Source organism: Paraburkholderia sp. LEh10 (assembly GCF_017814945.1).
GTDB lineage: Bacteria > Pseudomonadota > Gammaproteobacteria > Burkholderiales > Burkholderiaceae > Paraburkholderia.
Window position 1 is genome coordinate 39,832 of the sequence record NZ_JAGIPX010000003.1, and the last position, 17,376, is coordinate 57,207.

Genomic DNA, 17,376 nt, shown 5'->3' on the forward strand with positions numbered 1-17,376 from the left:
CCACCCGCCTGTAGTATTTGTCGAACGCACGGCAAGGCGCTGCTAACTGCTGTCATCGGCGCGTCTTCCGGTAATGTTTGCGCACATTGAACGTGTGCGAACAGTTTGCACGCAAACAGTTCAGCAAAATTTACTTGCCCTGTTCCCGGAGACCTTATGGAAGCATCGAAAAGCGCGACCCTCGTTGAAGTGCTGACGCGTCACCGCGACACGTTGCTAGCAGACTGGTTGAATCAGCATCTATCGATCGCACTGCGTCGCGGGCTCACCACGGAAGCGGAAATGAGCGATCAGTTCCGCAAGTTCCTGAACATCTTCTCCGACACGCTGGCCACGGCCGATACGCTCGACGCGAGCCGTCCCGAATGGGAACCTGTGCGCGCGTTTCTCGGCGACATGTCCGCGCATCGCGCGCGCCAGGGCTTCACGCCCGCCGAAACGGCGACTTTCGTGTTCTCGCTGAAGCAGCCGCTGTACGGGCGCATGCGCGAGGCGTTCGGCGACCGCCCGGAAGAACTGGCGGAAGTGAGCTGGATGCTGAACCTGCTACTCGATGCGCTCGGCCTTTACACGACGGAAGTGTTCCAGCGCAGCCGCGATGCCATCATCGCGCGTCAGCAGGAAGAATTGCTCGAACTGTCGACGCCCGTCGTGCAACTGTGGGACGGCATTCTTGCGCTGCCGCTGATCGGCACGCTCGATTCCGCACGCACGCAAGTCGTGATGGAAAGCCTGTTGGAGAAGATCGTCGAAACGGGCGCGGCGATTTCGATCATCGACATCACGGGCGTTCCGACCGTCGACACGCTCGTCGCGCAACATCTGCTGAAGACGGTCGCGGCTGCGCGTCTGATGGGCGCCGATTGCATCATCAGCGGCATTCGTCCGCAGATTGCGCAGACCATCGTGCATCTCGGCGTCGATCTCACCAACGTGATCACGAAGTCCACGCTCGCGGATGCGTTTATCGTCGCGCTGGAGAAGAGCGGGCAGAGCGTGTCGTCGCGCGTCGGCTGAGGAGCGGACATGGACCGCATTCCAATCTTGCGGATGGGCGACTGTCTGATCGTCGCGATTCAAGTCGACATGCACGATCGTCTCGCGCTCGCGCTTCAGGACGATCTGACCGCGCGCATCGTCAAGGACAAGGCGAAGGGCGTGCTGATCGACATCTCGGCGCTCGACATCGTCGATTCATTCATCGGCCGGATGATCAGCAATACGGCCGCGATGGCGACGGTGCTCGACGCGCAGACGGTTGTCGTCGGGATGCAGCCGTCGGTCGCGATCACGCTGGTCGAGCTCGGGCTCACGCTGACGGGCGTGCGCACGGCGCTCAACGTCGAACGAGGCATGGCGCTGCTCAAGCAGCGACAGCGCTGACCAATTGGGGCGCTCAACCATGAACTCATTCGGCGTAGTGGTGACGTCGACTCTCGAAGTGGGCCTGCGCTCGGATCAGGAGATCGTCAAGCTTCGGCAGATCGTGCGCGACGAGGCGATTACGCAAGGCTTCTCGCTCGTCGATCAGACAAAGTTCGTCACGGCCGCAAGCGAACTGGCACGCAACACGCTTTTGTACGGTGGAGGCGGTGATGCGACCTTGGCCGTGGTCGTCAACGGGACGCGCAAGGGGCTCAGGCTGACGTTCGTCGACAACGGCGCAGGCATACCCGATGTGGAACGCGCGATGCAGGACGGCTTCACCAGCGGCTCGGGACTTGGCCTCGGCCTCGGCGGCGCGCGGCGTCTGTGCGACGAATTCGAAATCCACTCGGAACCAGGAAGGGGCACGACAGTGTCGATCACCAAATGGAAACTTCGCTGAGCGGTCTGCGCGGGATGCATGCGTCGTTCGAAATCGCCGACGCGACCAGCGTCGCGTATGCGCGGCGCGGCGCGACTGAGGCGGCGCAAAAAGGCGCGCTGAACGAAACGGATCTGGGCCGCGTCGCGCTGATCGTGACGGAGGCGGCGACCAACATCCTCAAGCACGCGCAGCACGGCGAACTGCTCGTGCGCGAATTGCCGGCCGAAGCGCCGGGCACGCCCACGGACGGCGTCGAGATCATCGCGATCGACAAAGGTCCCGGCATGCAGGACGTGCGTCTTGCGTTTCACGACGGGCGCTCGACGGCGGGCTCGCCGGGCACGGGCCTCGGCGCGATCCGGCGTCTGTCGGAAGAACTGGCGGTGTATTCGCAGCCGCGTCTTGGCACCGTGCTGCGCGCCGTCGTGCGCGGCCGCGGCGCGAACGACGGCATGCCGGCACGCGCCGCGCCGGCGGCGGGCACGGATATCGGCGGCGTGTGCGTGCCTTATCCGGGCGAAGTGGTTTGCGGTGACGCGTGGGGCATCGAGTCCGACCAGCACGGTCTGACGATCACCGTCGCGGATGGTCTCGGCCACGGTCCCGATGCACATGTGGCGGCCGCCAGCGCCGTCGATGTCGTGCGGCGCCGCGCGGGCCGCTCGCCCGCCGCGCTGATGGCGCTTGCGCACGGCGCGCTGCGCCCGACGCGCGGCGCGGCCGTGGCGATCGCGCGGCTCGACCTCGCGCGCTCGCAACTGGCGTTCGCGGGCACGGGCAACATCGCGGCGTCGATCTTCAATGCCGGCAGGCCGGCGCTCGTCGGCGGCGGCGCGGCGCACGGCGCGGCGGCTGCGGGCGGAGCGCGCGACAGCTGGCAGCTCACGTCGCGCAACGGCATCGTCGGTCATACGATGCGCGAGTCGCAGGAATACGAAGTGCCGTGGACGCGCGACGCGCTGCTCGTCCTGCATTCGGACGGCATTGGCACGCGCTGGGACCTGGCGGCCTATCCAGGCTTGCATCTGCAGCCGGCCGTGATGATCGCCGCCGTGCTGTACCGCGATTTTTCGCGCCGCCGCGACGACGCCACGGTGGTCGTCGTCAAGGCGGCTTAGCCACCAGCTTGCATGGGAGCAGAGTAAAGCATGGGACGTGAGTACATTTCAGGCTTGGCGACCCCCTTGCTGCGCATGCGGCTCGACACCGAGGAAGACGTGGTCGCGGCCCGCCGCAAGGCGCGTGCGCTGGCAGCAGGCTTCGGCTTTTCGCCGCTCGACCAGACGCGCATTGCGAGCGCGGTGTCCGAAATCGCGCGCAATGCATACGAGTACGCACGTGGCGGCGAAGTGTCGTTCGCATTCGACGGCGCCGCGAAGCCGCAGGCGTTTCTGATCGACGTGAGCGACGACGGGCCCGGCATCTGCGACCTCGAAGCGGTGCTCGACGGCACCTATCGTTCGACGACGGGCATGGGGCGCGGCATCGCCGGCAGCCGCCGCCTGATGGACCGCTGCGAGATCGAATCGGCGGCGGGAAGCGGCACGACGGTATCGATGGCGCGCTTCCTGCCGATCGACCGGCCGGAAGTGGCCACGACGGGCCTCGATGCCGTCGTGCGCGGCCTGATGCATCAAGGCGCCCAGGAAAACGCGCAGAAACGCGCGCAAGCGGGCGCACCACGCGACGCGCTGGAGATGGCGCGCCGTTCATTCGACGAAATGCACGAGCAGAACCGCGAACTGCTATCGACGCTGACGGAACTGCGCGACCGCCAGGACGAACTCACGCGCCTCACGCAGGAACTCGAAGCGACCAATCGCGGCGTGGTCGCGCTGTACGCGGAACTCGACGAGCGCGCGGACGAATTGCGCCGCGCCGACACGATGAAGTCGCGTTTCCTGTCGAACATGAGCCACGAGCTGCGCACGCCGCTCAGCTCGATCCGCGCGCTGTCGAATCTGCTGCTGAACCGGCTGGACGGCGACCTGACCGCGGAGCAGGAACGCCAGGTGCTACTCATCCGCAAATCGGCCGAAGACCTGTCCGACATCGTCAACGATCTGCTCGATCTGGCCAAGATAGAAGCCGGCCGTGCCGACGTGACGCCAGTCTGGTTCAAAGCCACGGGCCTTTTTGCGGCGCTGCGCGCAACGCTCACGCCGCTTTTGAGCGATCCCGCCGTGGCGCTGATTTTCGAGGACACGTACGGTTTGCCACCCATCTTCAGCGACGAAGCCAAGCTCACGCAGATACTGCGTAATTTCGTCTCCAACGCGCTCAAATTTACCGAGCGCGGCGAGATTCGTGTGGGCGCGCGGCTGGAGCCGGATGGCAAAGGCGTCACGTTCTTCGTGGCCGATACGGGAATCGGCATCGCCGAGGAGCATCAGCAAGTGATTTTCGAAGAGTTCGGCCAGGTGCAGAACCATCTGCAACAACGCGTGAAGGGCACGGGGCTCGGCCTGTCGCTGTGCCGCAAGCTTGCCGCGCTGCTCGGCGGCTATACGGGTGTCGACAGCACGCCAGGCGTCGGCTCGACGTTCTACACGACGCTGCCGCTCAAGGCCGAAGCCGTCGCCGGGCACGACGCGCCCGGCGCGAACGGTGACGCAGGCGGCGCGTCCTCCGCGCCCGGAGGCGCCTCATGACCGTGGCCGCCGCGCTGATACTCAACGTAGACGACAATGACGGCGCGCGCTACGCGAAGACGCGCGTGCTCGTGCATGCCGGTTTCGAGGTGATCGAGGCGGCGACGGGCCACGGCGCGCTCGATCAGGTGCGCGCGCACAACCCGGCGCTCGTGCTGCTCGATGTGAAGCTGCCCGACATCAGCGGCATCGAGGTCTGTTCGATCCTGAAGCGCGATCCGCGCACGCGCTCGACGCTCGTGCTGCAAACGTCGGCGGCCGCCGTGCAATCGTTCGACAAGGTTCGCGCGCTCGATGGCGGCGCGGACAGCTATCTGACTGAGCCGATCGAGCCTTCCGAGCTCGTCGCCAACGTGCGCGCGATGTTGCGGCTGCATCGTGCGGAAGAGGCGCTGCGTGACGCGGACCGGCGCAAGGACCAGTTTCTCGCGACGCTCGCGCACGAGTTGCGCAACCCGCTCGCGCCGATCCGCAACGCCGTCGAACTGATGGACCCGCGTCATCACGCGAACGAGGAAGCGGTGCGCGACGCCCGCATGATCGCGCGCCGCCAGGTCGAGCATCTGAGCCGGCTCGTCGACGATCTGCTCGACGTGTCGCGCATCACGCACGGCAAGATCGCGCTGCAGATCGAATGCGTCAATGTCGCGGCAGCCGTCGCAACGGCGGTGGAAACGAATCAGCCGTCGATCGTGAGGAAGCATCACGCGCTGCACGTCAACTTGCCCGAACCGGCCTGCATGATTCGCGGCGACTCGATGCGCGTCGCGCAGATCATCGGCAATCTGCTGTCGAATGCGGCGAAGTACACGCCGGAGGGCGGCGTGATCGCGCTGGACGTGAGCACGGCGGGCGGCAGCGTGGTGATTCGCGTGCGCGACAACGGCATCGGCATCCCGCCGAACGAGCTTGCCGATGTGTTCAACCTGTTCATGCAATCCGAAGATTCGCTCGCGCGCTCCGAGGGCGGCCTCGGTATCGGGCTGTCGCTCGCGAAGACGCTCAGTGAGTTGCACGGCGGCACGATCGAAGCATTTTCGGCAGGGCTCGGGATGGGGTCGGAATTCGTCGTGACCTTGCCCATCGCGCTCGAAGCAGGCGCTGCGCCGTGCGTACCGACGCCCGGCGTATCGACGCCCGGCGTATCGACGCCCGCTGCAACGGCACCTGACACAACTGCGCCCGGCGCGAACCCAGCCGATTCGGCGGTTCATCGCCCGTCTGGCGGAAGCGCGCCGAATGCGAAGCGCCGCGTGATGGTCGTCGACGACAGCATCGACGGCGCGGAGTCGATGTCGATCCTGCTGGAGATGCTTGGCCACGAGGTCCGCGTGCTGTACGACGGCGCGGCCGCGCTTGCGGCCGCGCCCGAATTCAGGCCGGATGTGGTGCTGCTCGACATTGGCTTGCCGGGCATCGACGGCTTTCAGGTTGCGCGCGCGCTGCGCGCCGAACGGGCGACCGCGGGCGCGCTGCTGATCGCGCTGACGGGCTACGGGCAGGAGAGCGACCGGCAACGCACGCGCGATGCAGGCTTCGACCATCATCTCGTGAAACCTGCATCCCTCGACGACATCGAGCGCGTGATTGCGGCGGACGCGCCAGGCGCTACGCCGCGCAACCCGGGCGTGCCGGCGCAGCCTGACGCGGCCCGTTCGGATATGACGGAGTGAGTTCGGGCGAGGAGCGCGCAAACACGAGAGCGAGCTGAATCCGGCGGCAGGCAGGGAAAGCGGATAAGGGCGGCAGGCAGACGCAGGCGGAAAAGACAACCAGTGGATTGACGAATGGAGGCGCGGGCGCGACCGGCAGGACGGCAACGGAACTATGCGCGCGCGTCATGCGACGGGACATTTGAGGTTGCGTCGATGAAACCGGACAACACGATGGCAGGCACGCACGCTGAGGCGGAAGGAGCCCTCGCGGATGGCGCGGCGCCGAGCTTTCTCGCCGGCGGCGGCGAGATGGGCGAGCTGATGCGCGCGTACGACTGGCGCGCGACGCAGCTCGGCGATCCCGACGGCTGGCCGCAAAGCCTGAAGACGGCGATCCGCATCATGCTGACATCGCGCCAGCCGATCTGGATCGGCTGGGGGCCGGACCTCGTGTTCTTCTACAACGATCCGTACAAGTCGATCATCGGCGGCAAGCATCCCGCTGCGCTCGGACAGCCGACGTCGGTCGTATGGCGCGAAATCTGGAGCGAGATTCATCCGCTGCTGGAAACGGCGCTGACGGGCAGCGAAGGCACGTTCACCGAGCAGAAGCTCCTCATCATGGAGCGCAACGGCTACCCGGAGGAGACGTACTACACGTTCTCGTACAGCCCGGTTCCCGACGACGGCGGCGGCACGGGCGGCATCATCTGCGCGAACAGCGACGACACCGCGCGCGTGCTCGGCGATCGTCAGTTGCGGCTGCTGCGCGAGATCGGCAGCGCGACGCGCGAGGCGCTGTCGTGGCGCGACGTCTGCGAAGGCAGCGTGCTCGCGCTGAAGAGCGATCCCTATGACATCACCTTCGCGCTCTTCTACCAGGCCGAGCCGGGCAGCGCCGTCGCGTCGCTCGCGGGCGCGTGCGGCATCGCCCCCGATCATCCCGCCGCGCCGCCCACGATGGATGGCGCGCGCGGCCCCGTATGGCCGTTCGTCGACGTGTTGCGCGGCCAGCGGCTCGCGATCGTGCCGGATCTCGCGGAGCGTTTCGGCACGTCGCTGCCTACAGGCGCATGGCAGCGTCCGCCGGCGCAGGCGGCCGTGCTGCCCGTGCAACCGTCGGGCGAAACGGGACGCGGCGGCGTGCTGGTAGTCGGGCTCAACCCGTACCGGCTCGTCGACGACAACTACCGGTCGTTTCTGACGCTGGTCGCGCGGCAGATCGGCGCGGCGCTCGGCTATGCGGACGCATATGACGAAGCGCGGCGGCGCGCGGAAGCGCTCGCGGAAATCGACCGCGCGAAGACAACGTTCTTCTCGAACATCAGCCATGAGTTCCGCACGCCGCTCACGCTGATGCTCGGCCCGCTCGAAGAGTTGCTGGCGAAGCCGCAGACGGACGCATCGGAGCGCATGCTGATCGAAGTCACGCATCGCAACGGCTTGCGGCTCCTCAAGCTCGTGAACACGCTGCTCGATTTTTCGCGCATCGAAGCGGGACGGATCGAGATTCATCCGCAGCCGACCGACCTCGCCGCGTTCACCGCCGATCTCGCGTCGCTGTTCCGGTCGGCGATTGAGTCGGCGGGCATGACACTCACTGTCGATTGCGAGCCGCTGCCGCATCTCGTGCCCATCGACCGCGACATGTGGGAAAAAGTCGTGCTGAATCTGCTGTCGAACGCGTTCAAGTTCACGCTCAGCGGCACGATCACGGTCAGCGTGAAAAAGGCGGACAACGGCAGCATCGAAGCAAGCGTCGCCGATTCGGGCATCGGCATTCCGGAGCACGAAATTCCGCGCCTGTTCGAACGGTTTCATCGTGTCGAGGGGGCGATGGGCCGCTCGGTCGAAGGCAGCGGCATCGGGCTTGCGCTCGTGCATGAACTCGTGCGGCTGCATGACGGCACGATTCGCGTCACAAGCGAACTGGGCGTCGGCACGCGGTTTACCGTGGTGCTGCCGCCCGCGCCCATCGACGCCGCGTCGAGCGGCGCCACGCGCGCGCTGACGAGCCGGCAAGCGCGCACCTATGTCGATGCGGCGAGGCGCTGGCTGCCCGACGCGCAGAACGCAGACGACGCCGACACCAACGACATGGGCAGCCTGCTCGACGATTCCGCCGACACGGCGGGGGGCGGCCAGCAGGGCGCGCAAACGGGCCGATTGCTGGTCGTCGACGATAACGCCGATCTGCGCGACTACATGCGGCGCATCCTGTCGGCGGCGGGGCATGACGTGCAGGTCGCCGCCGACGGCGAAGAGGCGCTCGCCGTCGCGGGCAAGCTGCGGCCCGATCTGGTGGTGTCGGACGTGATGATGCCGAAGCTCAACGGTTTCGAGCTGCTGCGCGCATTGCGCGCCGATGCTGAACTGCGCGAAACGCCCGTGCTGCTGCTGTCGGCGCGCGCGGGTGAAGCGGCGAAAGTGGGCGGTCTCGAATCGGGCGCGGACGACTATCTGATCAAGCCGTTTGCCGCGCGCGAACTGCTCGCGCGCGTCGCGGGCAACCTTCAGCTCGCGCGTCTGCGGCGCGAGACGGGCAACCGCCTGCGCGAGGAATCGCGCACGCTGGAAATCCTGAATCGCGTCGGCACGGTGGTCGCGGCCGAACTCGATCTGAACCGCGCGGTGCAGGTCGTCGTCGATGCCGCAACGGAGCTCACGGGCGCCTCATTCGGTTCATTCTTCTACAACGTGCAGGACGACAAGGGCGGCGGCTACATGCTGTACACGCTCTCGGGTGTGCCGAAGGACACGTTCGCGAAGTTTCCGATGCCGCGTAACACGGCCCTGTTTGCGCCGACGTTCAACGGCGAGAGCATCGTGCGCTCCGACGACATCACGAAAGATTCGCGCTACGGCCGCAATCCGCCTCATCGCGGCATGCCCGAAGGTCATCTCCAGGTGCGCAGCTATCTCGCGGCGCCTGTCGTGTCGCGCACGGGCGAAGTGCTCGGCGGGCTTTTCTTCGGCCATCCGGCGCCGGGCGTCTTCACCTCGCGCGCCGAGCGCATCGTCGAGGGCATCGCCGCGCAGGCCGCGACGGCCATCGACAACGCGCGCCTCTATCAGGCCGCGCAGAAAGAGATCGTCGAACGCACCAGGGCGGAAGAGGCGCTGCTCGAACTGAACGAAACGCTGGAGGCACGCGTCGTCGAAGCCGTCGCGGATCGCGACCGTCTGTGGGAGATCAGCGAGGACCTGCTGGTGGTCGCGGGCGTCGACGGCCGATTGGAGCGCGTGAGTCCTTCGTGGACGCGCGTGCTCGGTCACGACGTGCGCTGGCTCGCGCTGCAACCGTACTTCGCGCTGATCCACGCCGACGATCTCCCGCTGGTCAACGCGCATCTCGGCGAGCTGCGCCGCACGGGTGCGCCTGTGCGCTTCGAGAATCGTCTCAGGCATGCGGACGGCTCGTGGCGCTGGATCGCGTGGACGCTCTCGCTCGATCCGGATACGGAGCGCGTCCACGGTGTCGGCCGCGACGTGACGAGCGACCGCGAAACGCAGGAAGCGCTGCGTCACGCCGAAGAGGCATTGCGCATCGCGCAGAAGATGGAGGCGATTGGCAAGCTGACGGGCGGTGTCGCGCATGACTTCAACAATCTGCTGCAAGTGATCGGCGGCAATCTGCAGCTTCTCGCCGACGACGTCGCGGGTGACGAGCGGCCTTCGCAGCGCGTGCGCAATGCGCTGGCGGGCGTCGCGCGTGGCGCGAAGCTCGCGTCGCAACTTCTCGCGTTCGGCCGGCGACAGCCGCTCGCGCCGAAGGTGGTGAACCTCGGGCGCTTCGTGCGCGGCCTCGACGACATGCTGCGCCGCGCGCTGGGCGACGGCATCGAGATCGAAGCGGTGGTGTCGGGCGGCCTGTGGAATACGCTCGTCGATCCGTTCCAGGTCGAGAACGCGCTGCTCAATCTCGCGATCAACGCGCGCGATGCGATGGACGGCCACGGCAAGCTCACCATCGAAGCGGGCAATGCGTCGCTCGACGATGCGTACGCGAAGCGCCATGCCGATGTGGTGCCCGGTCAGTACGTGATGGTGGCCGTCACCGATACGGGCTCGGGCATGTCGCCGCAAGTGCAGGAGCACGTGTTCGAGCCGTTCTTCACGACCAAGCCCGAAGGGCAGGGCACGGGGCTGGGCCTGAGCATGGTGTACGGCTTCGTCAAGCAGTCGGGCGGTCATGTGAAGATCTATAGCGAACCCGGACACGGCACGACGATCCGCCTTTATCTGCCGCGCGTGCGCGAGGAGGAAGACCTCGAAACCGAAGTCGATGCGGGGCAGGCGAAAGGCGGCTCCGAGACGATCCTCGTCGTCGAGGACGATGAAGACGTGCGTACGACGGTTGTCGAGATGCTCGCGTCGCTCGGCTATCGCGTGCTGAAGGCGAGAGATGCGCAAAGCGCGCTCGCGATCATCGAGAGCGGCGTGCCGATCCATCTGCTCTTCACCGACGTCGTGATGCCGGGGCCCCTGCGCAGCACCGAACTGGCGCGCAAGGCGCGTGAGCGCCAGCCGGGCATCGCGGTGCTGTTCACGTCGGGCTACACCGACAACGCGATCGTGCATGCGGGGCGTCTCGACGAAGGCGTCGAGCTGCTCAGCAAGCCTTATTCGCAGGAAGCGCTCGCGCGCAAGATCCAGCACACGCTGCGCCTGCAATACGCGCGGCCAGGCGGCGGGGTCACGTTGCAGGCTGAGGACTCGCAGACGGTGCGCCTGGTGGATCGCGGCAGCAACGAGACGTTCGAAGCGATCCGCCATCTGCGCATTCTGTTCGTCGAGGACGACGAACTGGTTCGCGTGAGCACGGCGGAATTGCTGCGCACGTTCGGGCTCGACGTGGCCGAAGCGCAGAGCGCGGCGCAAGCGCTGCAGATGATCGACGACGGCAGCTTCGACGTGCTGTTGACGGACGTGGGTCTCGGCGGCGCGTCGGGCGTCGATCTCGCATTCGACGCGACGGCGCGCCAGCCCGCGTTGCGCGTGATCTTCGTCACGGGCAACGATGCGCCGCTGTCGCCGCAGCAGCGCACGCAGCTGCACAACGCGGCGCAACTGCGCAAGCCGTATGATCCGCTCGAGCTGATCCATGCATTGCGCGCGTGTGTCGAGTGACGGCTGGCATTCCGTGCGGCGGGTGCGTGTCTAGTCTAATTTTTACCCGGATGATATTGCATTTTCTATTTATACCCGGATAAAATGCGCGAGCGATTTCACCCATCGAGGCACGACATGACCACGCTTCCAGCAACCTGCACTGCTTTCGAAGGCGTCCGGCGCATTGCGTCCGGTGCGCTGAAGGACGTCGCGCTATCGGTGAAAGCCGCAACGGAGCGTGACGGCGCGGCCCCTGTGCTGATCTTCGACGACCTGACCAGTCTGCCTGTCGAACTGGATTTGCGAGGCTCGACAGGCGACATGCTCGCGAGGCTCGCCGAACCCGACAGCGCAGACGCGCACCAGACGCAAAACGCGAACCGGGAAGCTGGCGCATCGCGTGGCCGCGGCCGTCCGAAGCTCGGCGTCGTCGCGCGCGAGGTGACGTTGCTGCCGAGGCATTGGGAATGGCTGAACGGGCAGCCGGGCGGCGCATCGGTGGTGCTGCGCAAGCTGGTCGATGCGGCGCGCGTCGCGAGCGAAGGGAAGGACCGGGTGCGTCACGCGCAGGAAGCGGCGTACCGTTTCATGACGGCAATGGCGGGCGATTTCGCAGGTTATGAGGAAGCGACACGGGCGCTTTACGCCGACGACGCGCTTCGTTTCGATGCTATGACGGCTGCGTGGCCTGTCGATGTTCGCGATCATGCGCGCATGCTGGCGAAGCGCGCGTTCAGTAGCGATGCGCCAGAAGATGCGTGACGCTCAGTCCTGAAGCAATGAAGAGAAGGCGAAAAAAAACCGCTCACGCCGGGGAGCATGAGCGGAAAAGTCGGAGAGTTACAACATCGCTTGCGTTACTCAATTGGGGTCACGCAGCCTTTGAAGTGTAGGGATCGAATCATGCGATCCGATATCAGAGAAGTCTGAAAGGGCGTCGCATTGGCCCCGACGCACCGCATCGGCCCGTCTTCGCCACGCGCACACAAACCACCCGCGCAACTCTCATTCGGGCTTTCTTATCCCGGACATCCGTTCATCAAGTCCGCGCCGTGCAACGGATGACGGACATCATGGGCGAGAGTTCGGCCGCGTCGGGCGAGCAGAGCACGGGTATCGAGCAGGTGAACCGCGCCGTCGCGCAGATGGACGAAGTGACCCAGCAGAACGCGGCTCTCGTCGAGCAGGCGGCTGCGGCGGCGGGCGCGATGGCCGGGCGCGTGATCTGAAGGCAGCCGTCGCCGCATTTTCTCCTTGATACAACACTCGCCCGCACGATCGCGGCTATCGATTTTGCGCGGCTTGTCATCGACATGCGCTCTCCGTAAACTCGCGCGTAGTTCAAGAATCCCATCCTGGACCGCGCCGCCTGACGCGCGAATACGCGTGCAAAAATGCCTGCGAAGCCGGCGGCGCTCCCACACAAGATCCACGCCAATAGAGGAGAACCCCCGCGATGGCCGATTCCTGGTTTCCGCGCTGGCGCGTCCAGCCGAAGAGCGTCGAAGGGCGCGTCGTCAACACCGATGAGCGCCTGCCCTGGCCGCAAATGTTCGCCATGGGCATTCAGCACGTCGTCGCGATGTTCGGCGCGACGGTGCTCGCGCCGCTCCTGATGGGCTTCGATCCCAATCTTTGCATCTTCATGTCCGGCATCGGCACGCTCTGGTTCTTCGTGCTGGTCGGCGGCCGCGTGCCGAGCTATCTCGGTTCGAGCTTCGCGTTCATCGGGCTCGTGATCGCGATCACCGGCTACACCGGGCAAGGGCCGAACATGAACATACCCGTCGCGCTCGGCGGGATCATTGCGTGCGGCGTCGCTTACATCATCATCGGGTTGATCGTGTCGGTGATCGGCACCGCCTGGATCGAAACGCTGATGCCGCCCGTCGTGACGGGCTCAATCGTCGCGGTGATCGGTTTGAATCTCGCGCCGATCGCCGTCAAGGGCGTGAGCGGCAGCGCGTTCGACTCGTATATGGCGCTCGTCACGGTGCTGTGCGTGGGCGCCGTGGCCGTATTCGCGCACGGCATGCTGCAGCGTCTGTTGATTCTCGTCGGCCTGCTGATCGCGTATGCGATCTACGCCGTCGTCACGAACGGCATGGGCATGGGCAAGCCGGTCGACTTCTCGATCGTCGCGAACGCGCCGTGGTTCGGTATGCCGCATTTCATGGCACCCGTCTTCAACGGCCAGGCGATGGCGCTGCTCGCGCCCGTCGCGGTGATTCTCGTCGCGGAGAACCTCGGCCATATCAAGGCCGTCAGCGCGATGACGGGACAGAACCTCGACCGCTATATCGGCCGCGCATTCATTGGCGACGGTCTCGCGACGGTCGTCTCCGGCTTCGCGGGCGGCACGGGTGTGACGACGTACGCGGAGAACATCGGTGTGATGGCGGTGACGCGCATCTATTCGACGCTCGTGTTCGTGATCGCCGCGCTGATTGCGCTCGTGCTCGGCTTCTCGCCGAAATTCGGCGCGGTGATCCAGACGATTCCGGGCCCCGTGCTGGGCGGCGTATCGATCGTCGTGTTCGGGCTGATCGCGGTGACGGGCGCGCGCATCTGGGTCGTCAACAAGGTGAACTTCTCCGACAACCGCAATCTGATCGTCGCTGCCGTGACGCTCGTGCTCGGCGCAGGCGACTTCTCACTGAAGTTCGGCGGATTCGCGCTCGGCGGAATCGGCACGGCGACGTTCGGCGCGATCATCCTGTATGCGCTGCTGCGGCGTAAGGGTCCGCAAGAGCCTGCTGTCTGACCGGCAGGAAGCGACGACAAAGCCGGCGCGTCAGCACACGAGGCGCCGGTTTTCATTCAGCCTCAATTCTTCCCTTTGCCGCGCGTCAGCAGCGCGGTCTCCGTCAGATCCACTTCGCGCATCAGCTTGTTCATCGTGTCGTCATTGATGAACTGCTTGCCGCGCAGGTCGAGCAGCGTCGCGCGCTCGGCGCGCATCGCCGCGAGCTTCATCTGGAACTCCAGTGCTTCGCCGCGCCGCGCCTTGGCGGCGGGCTCCTTGTCGTCGTCGAGCGTCGCGAGGCGGCGGCGGTAGATATTCATCACGCGCGCCGTCACGTCGGCGGCATGCGCCGATGCCGCTTCGTCGAGATCGGCGGCGGCGTTCTCGTGAAACTCGTCGATTGCGCGAATCGCCGCTTGTGCCGCCTGAATGCGCGCGGCGCGTTCTTCGGCGGCGTGCGGATCGGCACGGCGGCGCGCGCCGTTCATCAGCACGGGCAAGCCGACGACAGCCACGACCAGCGACACGAGGATCACGCCCGACGCAATGAAGATCGCGACATCGCGTCCGGGCAGCGGCTGTCCATTCGACAGCGCGACGGGCAGCGACAGCACGCCCGCCAGCGTCACGGCGCCGCGCACGCCGGCTATCGTCGTGATGGAAGCCGTGCGCAAGCCGGGCACCGCATTCGTGACACCCTGCGTGGCCGCGCTGCGGCTCGCGAACCAGCGCAGCAGCCACACCCACACGAAGCGCAGCGCGTAGAGCGCGAGAGCAACGGCCACGACATGGAAGATCAGCCGCAACTCGGAACCGCTTGCCTCTTCGTGCGCGTCGAGCAGCGCGCGGCCGATGATGTGCGGGAACTGCAAGCCGAGCAGAATAAAGACCATGCCATTGAAGACGAACTCGATCATCGTCCACGTGACGTTCGCACGCACGCGCGCCGACGCGGGTGTCGCGCGCTCGAAGTCAGAGTAGTTCATCGTCATGCCCGCGGCGACGGCGGCGAGAATGCCAGAGAAGCCGAAGTGCTCGGCGAACAGGTAGGCCGCGAACGGAATCAGCATCGTCATCACGACGCCGGGCGCGGGGTCGCCTTCCTCGGTGAGGTTGAGAAAACGCGTCGACGCATAGCTGAACAGCCAGCTAACGGCCGCGCCCGTCGCGAGCCCGCCGAGCGCGATGATGACGAAGCTCACCGATGCGTCGCGCAGCGAGAACACGCCCGTCAGCGCGGCGGCGACCGCGAACTTCAGCGCGACGAGGCCGGAGGCGTCGTTCATCAGCGCTTCGCCTTCGAGGATGTGCATCAGGTGCTCGGGCAGCCGGTTGCGGCCAGCGATGCCGGCGAGTGCGACGGCGTCCGTCGGCGAGAGCACGGCGGCGAGCGCGAAGGCGACGGGCAGCGACATCGACGGCACCATCGCGTGAATGAAGTAGCCGATGGCGACGACCGTCATGAACACGAGGCCGAGCGCGAGCATCAGGATCGCGCGGCGCTGCATGAAGAACTCGCGCTTCGGAATGCGCCAGCCGTCCGCGAACAGCAGCGGCGGGATGAACAGCAGCATGAAGAGCTCGGGATCGAACGTCACATGCAAGCCGAGGCGCGGCCACGCGAGCAGCGCGCCTAGTCCGATCTGCACGAGAGGCAGCGGCAGCTTGAACGGCACGAGCCGCACGACGACGCCGGAAGCGGCGACGGCAAGCAGCAGGATCAAAACGGTGAAGACGATTTCCATCAGAAGCGGAGGAGGGTGGGGAAACAGGCAGACGCGCGCGAGCAAGAGGCCGACACTTCGCGCTGTACGAGTCGCCTCGTCGTGAGGAGGCGGCGCGTCGGTCAGTCCGAAGTTTAGCCCGACCACCTGAAAACGCGCCGCGAACGTTGCAAGTCGTCCGAAAGCCGGCGCACCGTCACGGTGCATTGCACGCCCCTGCGCGACGCATCCGCCCTTATGCGCGGTGCAGCCCGCGACGCAGGATTCCGTTATCCGTGGGGCAGCGTGCGCATGGACCTTGCTTAACGGGTGGCGATGACGCACATTTTGAGGACGGCCGCGGCTCTTTCGCATTCGCGGACCCGCGCCGTGACTCTTGCGTGAGAGGATTGCATGACCATTGCGCAGCAGGAACGAACAGCGGCGCCGCACGGCTTCGAACTCAGCGTGAGTTCGGGCCTTCAGCGCTATTCGGTACAACACGGCGACCTGACGCTCACGAGCGTCTTTCAGCCGATCTTCAGCCTGTCGCACCTGCGTGCCGTCGGCTACGAGGGCTTGCTTCGCGCGCACGATCCGCTCGACCGCGTGGTGTCGCCCATCGACGTGTTCGGGCAGGCGTCGCGTGTCGGTGACGTGCTGCATGTCGACCGGCTCGCGCAGTCGCTGCATCTGGAGAACTTCAAGATGCTCGGCGCGGAGCGCGAGTGGCTGTTTCTCAACGTCCACCCGGGCGCGTTGATCGACTCGTATCATTCGGCCGCGCTGCTCGCGAATCTGCGGCGGCTGAACCTGTCGCCGCGACGCATCGTGCTCGAAGTGCTCGAACAGAGCGCGGAGGACATCGAGCGTCTCGCCGACGCCGTGCGACAGTTCCGCGAGCGCGGCTTTCTGATCGCGCTCGACGACTTCGGCGCGGGGCATTCGAACATCGAGCGCATCTGGCAGTTGAACCCCGACATCGTGAAGCTCGACCGCATCATGCTGTCGCATGCGGCGCATCGCGCGGACGTCGCGTCGATCCTGCCGGGGCTCGTGTCGCTGCTGCACGAGGCGGGCAAGCTTGTGCTGATCGAAGGTGTCGAGACGGAGCACGAGGCGCATATGGCGCTCGAATGCAACGTCGATTTCGTGCAGGGCTTTTACTTCGGACGTCCACATCCGGGCCTGGCCGATGCGCCGCACGCGGCCGCCTGCATCGGCGAGCTGACTGAGCGCTTCCAGACGCAGATGGAAGAGCGCGAGCGGCGCAACGCGTCGCGGCTCGCGCCGTACATCCGGGCGTTCGAGCGCGCCGCCGAGCGGCTGGCCGCGGGCGAACTGCTCGACGAAGTGTGCTGGAATTTCCTCGCGCTCGATCACGCCGCGCGCTGCTATCTGCTCGACGACAAAGGTCGGCAGGCCGGGCGCAACGTCGTGTTGCGCGCGGACCGCGCATCGCACGAGACGCGCTTTCTGCCGCTCTCCGATGCGCAAGGTGCGAACTGGCTGCGCCGTCCTTATTTCCGCACCGCGATCAATGCGCCCGAGCGCGTGCATGTGACGCGGCCCTATCTGTCGATCAACGAGGCGGTGCCGTGCGTGACGTTGTCGGTGGCGACGCAGATCGGCAATCGCACTTGCGTGCTGTGCGGCGATATCGACTGGTTCGAGGAGCCGCACTTCTGACATCATGTCG

The 17,376-nt window shown here is 66.0% G+C and carries 11 protein-coding genes and 1 pseudogene; 11 read left to right on the plus strand and 1 reads right to left on the minus strand.

Features of this window, described 5'->3' with window-relative positions:
• The first annotated feature begins 156 nt into the window (after window positions 1–156).
• The 10 genes and pseudogenes from J8I87_RS03130 (at window position 157) to J8I87_RS03175 (ending at window position 13,992) form a co-directional block, all read left to right on the plus strand.
• A complete protein-coding gene (locus J8I87_RS03130) occupies window positions 157–1,017 on the plus strand; it encodes an STAS domain-containing protein (protein ID WP_209929991.1) in 861 nt (286 codons plus the stop codon).
• Window positions 1,018–1,026: 9 nt separating this feature from the next.
• Window positions 1,027–1,383, plus strand: a complete 357-nt coding sequence (locus J8I87_RS03135; RefSeq protein WP_209929992.1) for an STAS domain-containing protein — start codon at window positions 1,027–1,029, stop codon at window positions 1,381–1,383.
• A gap of 19 nt (window positions 1,384–1,402) precedes the next feature.
• Window positions 1,403–1,828 carry an anti-sigma regulatory factor gene (locus J8I87_RS03140; RefSeq protein WP_209929993.1) on the plus strand — a complete coding sequence of 142 codons (426 nt, stop codon included), beginning with the start codon at window positions 1,403–1,405 and terminating at the stop codon, window positions 1,826–1,828.
• The gene (locus J8I87_RS03145; RefSeq protein ID WP_209929994.1) at window positions 1,813–2,928 is read left to right on the plus strand and encodes an ATP-binding protein; all 1,116 of its coding nucleotides are present in this window, start codon (window positions 1,813–1,815) and stop codon (window positions 2,926–2,928) included. The genes J8I87_RS03140 and J8I87_RS03145 overlap by 16 nt, the downstream gene beginning before the upstream one ends.
• 54 nt (window positions 2,929–2,982) lie before the next feature.
• Entirely contained in the window at window positions 2,983–4,461 is a 1,479-nt protein-coding gene (locus tag J8I87_RS03150) for a sensor histidine kinase (RefSeq protein WP_245253670.1), read from the plus strand.
• On the plus strand, window positions 4,458–6,134 hold the full coding sequence (locus J8I87_RS03155) for a response regulator (RefSeq protein ID WP_209929996.1): 1,677 nt from the start codon (window positions 4,458–4,460) through the stop codon (window positions 6,132–6,134). Before J8I87_RS03150 ends, J8I87_RS03155 begins: the two co-directional genes overlap by 4 nt.
• Before the next feature lie 195 nt (window positions 6,135–6,329).
• Complete coding sequence (locus J8I87_RS03160) at window positions 6,330–11,246, plus strand: response regulator (RefSeq protein WP_209929997.1); 4,917 nt, start codon at window positions 6,330–6,332, stop codon at window positions 11,244–11,246.
• A gap of 117 nt (window positions 11,247–11,363) precedes the next feature.
• Window positions 11,364–11,990, plus strand: a complete 627-nt coding sequence (locus J8I87_RS03165; RefSeq protein WP_209929998.1) for a DUF2239 family protein — start codon at window positions 11,364–11,366, stop codon at window positions 11,988–11,990.
• Window positions 11,991–12,271: 281 nt separating this feature from the next.
• A pseudogene (locus J8I87_RS03170) lies at window positions 12,272–12,486 on the plus strand (methyl-accepting chemotaxis protein); the annotation flags it as partial.
• Between the two features lie 198 nt (window positions 12,487–12,684).
• On the plus strand, window positions 12,685–13,992 hold the full coding sequence (locus J8I87_RS03175; protein ID WP_209929999.1) for a solute carrier family 23 protein: 1,308 nt from the start codon (window positions 12,685–12,687) through the stop codon (window positions 13,990–13,992).
• 62 nt (window positions 13,993–14,054) lie between these two features.
• Here the strand turns inward: J8I87_RS03175 and J8I87_RS03180 are convergent, their stop codons facing one another.
• Complete coding sequence (locus J8I87_RS03180; RefSeq protein WP_209930192.1) at window positions 14,055–15,719, minus strand: Na+/H+ antiporter; 1,665 nt, start codon at window positions 15,717–15,719, stop codon at window positions 14,055–14,057.
• A gap of 372 nt (window positions 15,720–16,091) precedes the next feature.
• Between J8I87_RS03180 and J8I87_RS03185 the strand changes: the two genes are divergently transcribed.
• Window positions 16,092–17,366 carry an EAL domain-containing protein gene (locus J8I87_RS03185; RefSeq protein ID WP_209930000.1) on the plus strand — a complete coding sequence of 425 codons (1,275 nt, stop codon included), beginning with the start codon at window positions 16,092–16,094 and terminating at the stop codon, window positions 17,364–17,366.
• The last annotated feature ends 10 nt before the right edge of the window (window positions 17,367–17,376 follow it).

Coding starts and splice junctions, on each gene's coding strand:
- J8I87_RS03130 (WP_209929991.1), top strand. CDS start 157: ATGGAAGCATCGAAAAGCGCGACCCTCGTTGAAGTGCTGACGCGTCAC.
- J8I87_RS03135 (WP_209929992.1), top strand. CDS start 1,027: ATGGACCGCATTCCAATCTTGCGGATGGGCGACTGTCTGATCGTCGCG.
- J8I87_RS03140 (WP_209929993.1), top strand. CDS start 1,403: ATGAACTCATTCGGCGTAGTGGTGACGTCGACTCTCGAAGTGGGCCTG.
- J8I87_RS03145 (WP_209929994.1), top strand. CDS start 1,813: ATGGAAACTTCGCTGAGCGGTCTGCGCGGGATGCATGCGTCGTTCGAA.
- J8I87_RS03155 (WP_209929996.1), top strand. CDS start 4,458: ATGACCGTGGCCGCCGCGCTGATACTCAACGTAGACGACAATGACGGC.
- J8I87_RS03160 (WP_209929997.1), top strand. CDS start 6,330: ATGAAACCGGACAACACGATGGCAGGCACGCACGCTGAGGCGGAAGGA.
- J8I87_RS03165 (WP_209929998.1), top strand. CDS start 11,364: ATGACCACGCTTCCAGCAACCTGCACTGCTTTCGAAGGCGTCCGGCGC.
- J8I87_RS03175 (WP_209929999.1), top strand. CDS start 12,685: ATGGCCGATTCCTGGTTTCCGCGCTGGCGCGTCCAGCCGAAGAGCGTC.
- J8I87_RS03180 (WP_209930192.1), bottom strand. CDS start 15,719: ATGGAAATCGTCTTCACCGTTTTGATCCTGCTGCTTGCCGTCGCCGCT.
- J8I87_RS03185 (WP_209930000.1), top strand. CDS start 16,092: ATGACCATTGCGCAGCAGGAACGAACAGCGGCGCCGCACGGCTTCGAA.